This is a genomic window from Pseudomonas sp. 14P_5.3_Bac1, from assembly GCF_025466135.1.
In the GTDB taxonomy this organism is placed as follows: domain Bacteria; phylum Pseudomonadota; class Gammaproteobacteria; order Pseudomonadales; family Pseudomonadaceae; genus Aquipseudomonas.
In genome coordinates, this window is record NZ_JANLOF010000024.1 from 46,619 (window position 1) to 55,028 (window position 8,410).

The window sequence follows — 8,410 nt, forward strand, 5'->3', positions numbered from 1 at the left end:
GAGGTTCTCTCCTTCAGGAAGGGAGAGTTCTTAATCACTATCAATGGAGTCACACATGAATAAACCACGCACCCAGACACCTCTTCGCCATGGTCGTGTCACGTCCCCTTCCAGCCGTGGCGCAGTCGCCGTGGATCTCGGCCTGCTGGCTACCTGGCAGGTCAATGAAATGGAGGGCGGCAAGAACTTTCCGGCACTGATTGCCGGTCCGTTCCCGGCGCCTTATCAAACCGACAGTGACAGCGTCACCCCACCCGCCGACGGCTTCATCCTCAGCGGCGGCAAGACCGATGCCCGTGACTGCATCAACTTCACCAACGAGGAAATGGCCAAGAAACTCAACCGTGCTTTCACCTGGCCGCTGCTCAATGTCGACCCGGGTCAGACCTTCAAGGTCGCCTGGGAATACACCGCGCCGCACACCACCCGTGGCTATCGCTGGCTGATCACCAAGGATGGCTGGGATCCGAAACAGCGCATCACCCGTGCACAGCTGGAAACCCAGCCGTTCGCCGAAGACTTCTATACCCAGGTGCCGTACTTCAGCCATGCAGGTGAACTGAAGGCCAAGGTCAATCATGAAGTGAAACTGCCGGCCAACAAAAAGGGCAAGCATGTGATCGTATTGATGTGGATCGTCGCCAACACCGGCAACGCCTTCTATCAAGCCTTCGACGTGGACTTCAAATAAGCCCGCGCCGTTAAACCCATACGTTCTGAAGGATTAGAACATGACAAATATTGACTTCACCTCACTGAAATCGCCGCTGAACGATGTCGCTTCGCTGATGCCGAGCATTGCCGGCAAAAAGATCCTCATGGGCTTCTGGCACAACTGGCCTGCCGGCGCGAGCGACGGTTACCAGCGTGGCCAATTCGCCAATATGAACCTGGCGGACGTGCCGAAGGATTACAACGTGGTGGCCGTGGCCTTCATGAAAGGCAACGGTATCCCAACGTTCAAGCCGTACAACCTTTCCGACGCCGAGTTCCGCCGTCAGGTGGGCGTGCTAAACAGCCAGGGCAGGGCGGTGCTGATTTCCCTTGGCGGCGCCGATGCGCACATCGAGCTGCATAAAGGCAACGAACAGCCACTGGCCAACGAGATTATCCGCCTGGTGGAAACCTATGGCTTTGATGGCCTGGACATCGACCTTGAACAGAGCGCGATTGATTTCGCCGACAACAAGACTGTCCTGCCCGCCGCGTTGAAACTGGTCAAGGACCATTACGCCGGTGAAGGCAAACACTTCATTATCAGCATGGCGCCGGAGTTTCCTTACCTGACCACCGCCGGCAAATACGTCGGTTACATCCAGGCGCTGGAAGGCTATTACGACTTCATTGCCCCGCAGTATTACAACCAGGGGGGCGACGGGATCTGGGTGCAGGAGGCCAACAACGGCAACGGTGCCTGGATTGCCCAGAACAACGACGCGATGAAAGAGGATTTCCTGTTTTACCTGACCGAGAGTCTGGTGAGCGGAACGCGAGGGTTTACCAAAATCCCGGCGGACAAGTTCGTCATTGGTCTGCCGGCCAACGTCGACGCAGCCGCCACCGGTTATGTGATCAACCCCGCAGCCGTGACCAATGCATTCAAGCGTTTGGACGCCAAAGGGTTGTCGATCAAGGGCCTGATGACATGGTCGGTGAATTGGGACAACGGGATCAGCAAAGACCACGTGCCCTACAACTGGGAATTCAGCCGCCGTTATGGGCCGTTGATCACAGGCACTCATCTGTCTGGCCTCGGTGAGGATGAGGCGGATCTCGACGTCGCCAATCGGCGGTAGCGCAAGGAGACATCGGGCAGACGTGCCTGATCTCAAACAGCTGTGTTTATGAGCTGATCGTTGGCTTTATCAAATAGAATCCGATGCCCTCTTTGGGCATCGGATTTTCTGCGTCAGGCTCAAGTTTTCATCCGTTTTTTATGAACTTGCTTTGCTCGTTTTCTGTTGCGCAAGCCCGAAACAGTCTTAGGGAAACGCCGATTACTTGGGCCCCAGAATCTTCGCCAGCTTGTCCGGCGACGGCGCGCCTTGCTGTTGCTGCAACCCGCCCTTGTCATCCAGATAGAAAATCGCCGGCGTCGCCGACAATTCCAGCTCTTCCATCAACTTCATGTTGGCATCGAGCTTGGCTTCGATGTCCGCCGGGATCTTGTCCAGCGCCTGCAATTTGCTGCCTTTGCCGGCGGCTTCGTGTTCTTCCAGGGCTTTTTGCGGGTCTTTGGCGGCGAACAGCGCAGCCGACTTGCCTGGGCTGTCCTCGCGGATAATGCCCACCATGATGTGGCGCAACTGCACCTTGCCGGCCTTTACCCACGGCCGTGCCTGTTCCCAGAACATGTTGCAGTACGGGCAGTTGGGGTCGCTGAACAGGTAGACGATACGTGGCGCGTTTTTATCGCCGTCCTGAATCCAGTTGCTGTGTTCCATCTTGGCCCAGACTTCCTTGGCCATCGGCGCATACACCAGTTTTTCCAGGGGCGCGCTGCTCAGGTCTTTACCTTCGGCGTCGTACAGGTTGCCGGCAATCACACTTTTGCCGTCGGCAGTCAGGTACAGCGCCATGCCACGGTTCTGGTACTGCGCGGCGTAGCCGGTGAGGCCGCTGGGCGCATCGAACTTGCCGAGGATCTTGGCGCCTTTGGCTTCGATCTGTTTGATCGGTGCCGGCCAGTCTTCGGCCTGGGCCAGGGTGGCCGCGAGCGTCAGCGGCAGCAGGGTCAGCAGGTGGCGGAGGCTTGGCATGTCGGTTTCCTTTCAGGGGCGGTGTCGAAGGGTTCCATGGCACGGGCCAGGCTGGCTTGGGACAGCTCACCGAGGTGGCTGTTGATCAGGCGCCCATCGGCTTGGTAGAACAGCGTGGTCGGCAAGGCCATGGAGCCCACGGCCTGGCCGAGTCGGCCGCTGGCGTCAAACAATACGTTATCGAGGGTCAGGCCTTGGGTCGCGAGGAAGGTGCTGACGCTTTGCATGCTTTCGGCCTGGTTGACGAACAGGAAGGTCACGTCGGGGCGCTGGTGCTGGGCGCGCTCCAGTACCGGCATTTCCCGGCGGCACGGTGGGCACCAGGTGGCCCAGAGGTTGATCACCAGCGGGCCGCCTTTGTAGTCGGCCAGTTGCACCACGTCGCCATTGGCGTTGCGCAAGGTGATGTCCGGCAGTTGCGCGCCTTTGTCGTACAGGCTCAGCGATAAACTGGTCAGGCCCCAGAACACCAAGCCCGTGACCACCCCGGCGCTCAACGGTTTGCGCAGGGCAGGGCGGCGCCAGCCGTACAACAGGGCGCCGAGTACCAGTGCAATCACGCCGGGCCAGGCGAGGAAACCGCCGTCGCGCAGGTCGACCATCTGCAGGGGATCGCGGCTGTAATCGCTCCAGTACATCACGACAAAGCTGACGCGTGCGGCCAACATGCCCAGCAGGAACAGGGTGAACAGCACCGATTCGGGGTTTTCGCCGCCACGCTTGGCCACCCGCCAGCCCACCAGGGTGGCGAGAATCAACGCGCTGATCAGCAGGATGTGATTCAGGGCGATGGCAAAGGTGCCGATGGTCAGGGTCAGCATCAGCGTGCGTCTCGGGTTTGCGTCCAGCGTTGCAGGAAGGCGGCGGCATCCACTTCGCCGGTGATGCGTTGGGCGCGACGTTCTTCACCGTTGGGGCCGATCCACACAAAGCTCGGTGGCCCCGGCACCTTGTAGCGACCCAGCAGCTCACGGCTGGCAGCGGTGTCGGCGGTGACGTCGAGGCGCAGCAGGCGCACATCTTTAAGGGCGTCCATCACCTCCGGTTTGCCGAATACCTGTTTTTCCATGATCTTGCACGACACGCACCAGTCGGCGTAGTAATCCACCAGCACCCATTGGCCCTGCGCCTTGGCACTGTCGAGCTGGGTTTGCAGCACGGCCGGGTCATTGATGGTCATGAACGCGTCATGGGCGCTCGGTGCGGCGGCAACCCGCGAGCCACCGTAGACTTTCAGCGGTTGCCAGAGGTCGTCGCTGCCACCGGCCGCGCCCACCACCAGTACTGCGCCCCACAGGCCCAGCACCAGGGAGCCTGCGCCAAACACTTTGGCCGCCAGCCCGTATTCGCGCGCCAGGCCCCAGCCGCAGTAAGCCATCACCAGGGCCAATACGCCCCACAGGCCGAGCCACAGGCTTTCGCCGACCACCGGGCGAATCATCAGCACTGCGGTGCCCAGGAACAGGAAGCCGAAGACGCCCTTGAGCACGTTCATCCAGGTGCCCGGTTTCGGCAGGAATCGGTTGCCCACCGTCACCAGCAGCAACAGCGGGATGCCGATGCCGATGCCCATGGCGAAGAGAATCAAGCCACCGTGCAGCGCATTGCCGCTCTGGGCGATATACAGCAGCGCGCCGGCCAGTGGCGCAGTCATGCACGGCCCCACCAGCAAGCCGGAGAGCGCACCGAGCACGCCGGCGCCTACCAGGCTGCCGCCGCTTTGCTGACGGCTGACGTTGTCCAGGCGATCACGCAGGAAGGCCGGCAATTGCAGTTCAAAGAAACCAAACATTGGCAGGGCGAGGATCACAAACAGCGCGGCGAAACTGCCAAGAATCCACGGCGTTTGCAGCCATGCTGCGAGGTTGCCGCCGAGCAGCGAGGCCAGTACGCCCAGCGCTGCATATACCAGCGCCATGCATATCACGTAGCTGCTGGCCAGGGCGAAACCACGACGCGGGCTCGCGCCACTGCCGACCACCAGGCCTGCGAGAATCGGCAGCATCGGCAGCGAACACGGGGCAAATGCCAGCAGCAGGCCCAGACCAAAGAACACCAGCAGGCTCCAGCCCAGGCTGCGCTGTTGCAGGCCGCTGGCCAGGCTCTGGTCCTGGGCTTGTGCGGTGGCGGCGACGGCGGGGTTGCCGCCCAGGTCCACGGTGATCGACTGCGGCGGGTAGCACAGGCCGGCATCGGCACAACCCTGCCAGCCGAGTTTGACCTGGCCGGTAGCGCCGGCCGGAATCTTCACTTCCAGGCCCTGGCGATACACTTGCTGCTCACCGAAGAACTCGTCGCTGTGGGCTTCGCCCTGCGGTAACGCCGGCTTGTCGGCCAGGCCGTCGAACTTCATGCGTTGCTGGTACAGGTAGTAACCGTCGGCAATCTGCCAATACAGCTGCGTCTCGCCAGACTCCAGGCGTTCGGAGGTAAAGGTGAAGGCTTTGCCCACCGGGAGGAAATCGGGTTTGCTTTCAAAAGGGTTGCCCGGCGCGGCCTGGGCGAATCCCGCGAACATTACCAGTAGAAAGGTAAACAGATGCCGCATGGTCAAGCCTTAGTTTGGTGCAAGTTAGGGACACAATGTGTGGCGTTGATTAACCGATGATTAACCGGGGGCTATTCTAAAGTGAAGGGCGTGTCTGAGCGCGCCTCTTTTCACGGCATAATCGGCGCTTAATCCGCTGCACCTTTAATTCTCCCCATCTTTCATGAAGGGTTCACCATGCACGTACTGGTCTGTGAAGACGACGAACTGATCGCCAGCGGCATCGTGGCCGGCCTCGGCGCTCAGGGCTTTACCGTCGAACGCGTGGCCACGGCCGCGGCTGCGCGAGCGATGCTCAAGGCAGCCACGTTCGACATCATGGTGCTCGACCTCGGTTTGCCCGACGAAGACGGACTCAAGCTGCTGCAACAACAGCGCAGCCAGGGACTGGAGATTCCGGTGCTGATTCTGACGGCGCGCGATTCTGTGACCAACCGTGTCGACGGCCTGCAAGCCGGTGCCGACGATTACCTGCTCAAGCCCTTCGACCTGCGTGAGCTTGCCGCCCGCCTGCAAACCCTGCTGCGGCGGGTGGCGGGGCGCCGGGTCAACCTGATCGAACACGGCCGCCTCGCCTACGACCCCAGCAGCCGCGAAACCTTCCTGGGCGGCGAGCCGGTGGATCTTTCCCGTCGCGAACAAGCGTTGTTGCAGGCCTTGTTGCATAACAAAGGCCGGGTGCTGTCCAGCGAGCAGCTCAAGGACAGCGTCTACGGTTTTAACGACGAACTGGAAAGTAACGCCCTCAACGTGCATATCCATCACCTGCGGCGCAAATTGGGCAACGGCATCGTCGAGACCGTACGCGGCCTCGGTTATCGCCTGGGCACGGCCGATGGTGGCGTGGCCGATGATGGAGAACACGCCTCGTGATGAGCCTGCGCCTGCGCCTGACATTCAAGCTGGGCGCTGCTTTCGTGCTGATCTGGCTGCTGGCGGCGGCCTGGATGCTCAACGATCTGCGCAACCAGATGATGTTCTCCCTCGACCAGCGTCTGGTGGCGTCGGCGCGCATGGTCGCGGGGCTGACCGAGCAGATGCCGGGCCTGGCCAGTGTGAGCGGCGGTACGCACCTGCGCACCGAGCAACTGAATGTGCCGGGTGGCATGGCCTGCCAGGTCAGCTCCCTGCGTGGGGAAATTCTGGCGCGCAGCCACATGACCCCGGATGAAGGCCTGGAGTCGCGCAAGAGTGGCTTTCGCGATCAAGTCATCGACGGCGTCGGCTGGCGCAGTTTCACCCTGTCCCGGGGGGACTTGTTGATCACCACGGCCGACCGTCAGGTGGAGCGCGAGGCGCTGAACCTGTCGATCCTGCTGGCGGCTTCGGTGCCGGTCGGCGTAGCCTTGCTGGGTTGCCTGTGCCTGCTGTGGCTGGGCATCGGCCAGAGCCTGTTGCCGCTCAACCGCATGCGTGACGCGTTGATGCGCCGCAGCGCCGATTCGCTCGAACCCTTGCAGATTCACCCCTTGCCCAGCGAGCTTAAACCGCTGCTCGACACCCAGAACCAACTGTTGCAACGCATCGCCAAGACCATCGAGCGTGAGCGCCGCCTCACCGGTGATGCCGCGCATGAGCTGCGCAGCCCGCTGACGGCGATCAAGACCCACCTGCAAGTGGCGCGCATGACCGACGGCGCGGCGCGCGACCAGTCCCTGGCCCATGCCGAGGAGGGCGCTGACCGCCTGCATCGCACCCTTGAGCAATTGCTGCTGTTGGCGCGGGTGGAAGGCAGCCTGTCGTTCGATGACGGCCTGCAATCAAGCGCCGAACAGGTCGCACGGCTGGCGATTCAGGATGCCAACGCCGGTGACAACCGGCGTATCGACCTGATCCTGTCGGCCAACCTCACCGATACGCCGGTGGAAATGCCGGTGGCCCTGGCGGTCGCGGCCTTGCGCAACCTGCTGGATAACGCGCTGCGCCATACGCCGGGTGATACCCGGGTGGAGCTGAGTGTGTTCACCACCGCCGACACGGTGGTGTTCCGCGTGCGTGATCATGGCAAGCAGATTTCCAGTGAGGACCTGCAATACCTGACCCAACGCTTCTGGCGCAATGGCAGCAGCGAGGGCTGTGGGCTGGGTCTGGCGATTGTGCAGGCGATCGTGCAGCGCTGCTCCTGCTCGCTGAAATTCGACAGTCAGGCAGATGGTTTACGGGTCGATCTGGGGATGCCGTTGCGGCGCTGAGCACTTTTCTTCAAGCACCAAATAGTTACCGCCCGCCTGACATTCTTCCCTTCAGGATGGCGGTAATTTTTTTGCGCTTGAGCGGGCTGAATGACTCGGCCTGTACTGAAAAGGACGGTTCTTATGTTGGTGGTCGATAGCAGTTTCCCCGCCAGGGGTTTCAATGAGCGTAACGCTGAGCCCGTGCAGCAGGTGATTTTGCATTACACCGCGGCGCCTTTCGCTTCATCCCTGCGTACGCTCACGCAAGAGGGTGTCAGCGCTCACTACTTGCTGCCCGATCCGGATGACCCTGGCTACCGCGCCACCGGCCATGACGAATTGCGCGTGTTTCGGCTGGTGGACGAGGATAAGCGTGCGTGGCATGCCGGGGTCAGTCATTGGGGTGGGCGGGATGATCTCAATAGCCGGTCGATTGGTGTCGAGATTGTTAATTTGGCGCGGGATGAGGGGGGCGTGTTTACGTTTCCAGCGTATGGCGAAGAACAGGTTGATGTGTTGATTGCGTTGGTTCGCGATGTGCTTGGGCGCTATCCGCAGATTGGGCCTGCCGATGTGCTTGGGCATTCGGATGTTGCCTATTGGCGCAAGAGCGATCCGGGGCCTCGGTTGCCTTGGCGGTGTTTGTTCGAGGCAGGGGTTGGGGCCTGGTTTGATGAGGCGACGCGGGGCATGTACCAGCGGCGGTTTTGTCTTGGGTTGCCGCCGGAGGTTGAGGTGGAGCGGGCGTTTCAGCGGTATGGGTATAAGCCGGCCCAGAATCGCCGGGCGTTTGAGCTGAGGACGCGGGCGTTTCAGATGCACTTTCGGAGTCGGGATTATGGTGGGGTTTTGGATGGGGAGACGTGTGCGATTTTGTATGCGTTGAATGATCGTTATCGGGGGATTTGAGCGCCTTATTTGGGGGGTGG

Annotated in this window: 7 protein-coding genes and 1 pseudogene; 5 read left to right on the forward strand and 3 right to left on the reverse strand. The window is 61.2% G+C overall.

Going from position 1 to position 8,410, the window contains the following annotated elements:
* The first annotated feature begins 55 nt into the window (after positions 1-55).
* Together NTD89_RS06355 and NTD89_RS06360 are read left to right on the forward strand one after the other, a co-directional pair.
* Positions 56-691, forward strand: coding sequence for a lytic polysaccharide monooxygenase auxiliary activity family 9 protein (locus NTD89_RS06355; protein WP_262206766.1), 636 nt, complete (start codon positions 56-58; stop codon positions 689-691).
* A 40-nt stretch (positions 692-731) separates the two neighbouring features.
* Positions 732-1,730 (forward strand): annotated as a pseudogene (locus NTD89_RS06360) (chitinase); the annotation flags it as partial.
* A 267-nt stretch (positions 1,731-1,997) separates the two neighbouring features.
* Here NTD89_RS06360 and dsbG read toward each other — a convergent pair.
* From dsbG to dsbD, 3 genes are read right to left on the reverse strand one after another with little or no spacing between them, the layout of a single operon-like run.
* The gene (dsbG, locus tag NTD89_RS06365; protein WP_106576498.1) at positions 1,998-2,759 is read right to left on the reverse strand and encodes a thiol:disulfide interchange protein DsbG; all 762 of its coding nucleotides are present in this window, start codon (positions 2,757-2,759) and stop codon (positions 1,998-2,000) included.
* A complete protein-coding gene (locus tag NTD89_RS06370; protein ID WP_106576499.1) occupies positions 2,735-3,580 on the reverse strand; it encodes a TlpA disulfide reductase family protein in 846 nt (281 codons plus the stop codon). Before NTD89_RS06370 ends, dsbG begins: the two co-directional genes overlap by 25 nt.
* Complete coding sequence (gene dsbD, locus NTD89_RS06375; RefSeq protein ID WP_262206767.1) at positions 3,580-5,307, reverse strand: protein-disulfide reductase DsbD; 1,728 nt, start codon at positions 5,305-5,307, stop codon at positions 3,580-3,582. Before dsbD ends, NTD89_RS06370 begins: the two co-directional genes overlap by 1 nt.
* Before the next feature lie 177 nt (positions 5,308-5,484).
* Here dsbD and NTD89_RS06380 point away from each other — a divergent pair, with 177 nt between their 5' ends.
* The 3 genes from NTD89_RS06380 (at position 5,485) to NTD89_RS06390 (ending at position 8,390) form a co-directional block, all read left to right on the forward strand.
* The gene (locus tag NTD89_RS06380) at positions 5,485-6,180 is read left to right on the forward strand and encodes a response regulator transcription factor (protein WP_106576501.1); all 696 of its coding nucleotides are present in this window, start codon (positions 5,485-5,487) and stop codon (positions 6,178-6,180) included.
* Positions 6,180-7,499, forward strand: a complete 1,320-nt coding sequence (locus NTD89_RS06385; RefSeq protein WP_242195561.1) for an ATP-binding protein — start codon at positions 6,180-6,182, stop codon at positions 7,497-7,499. The genes NTD89_RS06380 and NTD89_RS06385 overlap by 1 nt, the downstream gene beginning before the upstream one ends.
* A gap of 123 nt (positions 7,500-7,622) precedes the next feature.
* A complete protein-coding gene (locus NTD89_RS06390; RefSeq protein WP_262206768.1) occupies positions 7,623-8,390 on the forward strand; it encodes an N-acetylmuramoyl-L-alanine amidase in 768 nt (255 codons plus the stop codon).
* The last annotated feature ends 20 nt before the right edge of the window (positions 8,391-8,410 follow it).

Bases quoted from the DNA above. Each gene is read 5' to 3' on its own strand.
- dsbG (WP_106576498.1), bottom strand. From the start codon at position 2,759: ATGCCAAGCCTCCGCCACCTGCTGACCCTGCTGCCGCTGACGCTCGCG.
- NTD89_RS06370 (WP_106576499.1), bottom strand. From the start codon at position 3,580: ATGCTGACCCTGACCATCGGCACCTTTGCCATCGCCCTGAATCACATC.
- dsbD (WP_262206767.1), bottom strand. From the start codon at position 5,307: ATGCGGCATCTGTTTACCTTTCTACTGGTAATGTTCGCGGGATTCGCC.
- NTD89_RS06380 (WP_106576501.1), top strand. From the start codon at position 5,485: ATGCACGTACTGGTCTGTGAAGACGACGAACTGATCGCCAGCGGCATC.
- NTD89_RS06390 (WP_262206768.1), top strand. From the start codon at position 7,623: ATGTTGGTGGTCGATAGCAGTTTCCCCGCCAGGGGTTTCAATGAGCGT.
- NTD89_RS06355 (WP_262206766.1), top strand. From the start codon at position 56: ATGAATAAACCACGCACCCAGACACCTCTTCGCCATGGTCGTGTCACG.
- NTD89_RS06385 (WP_242195561.1), top strand. From the start codon at position 6,180: ATGAGCCTGCGCCTGCGCCTGACATTCAAGCTGGGCGCTGCTTTCGTG.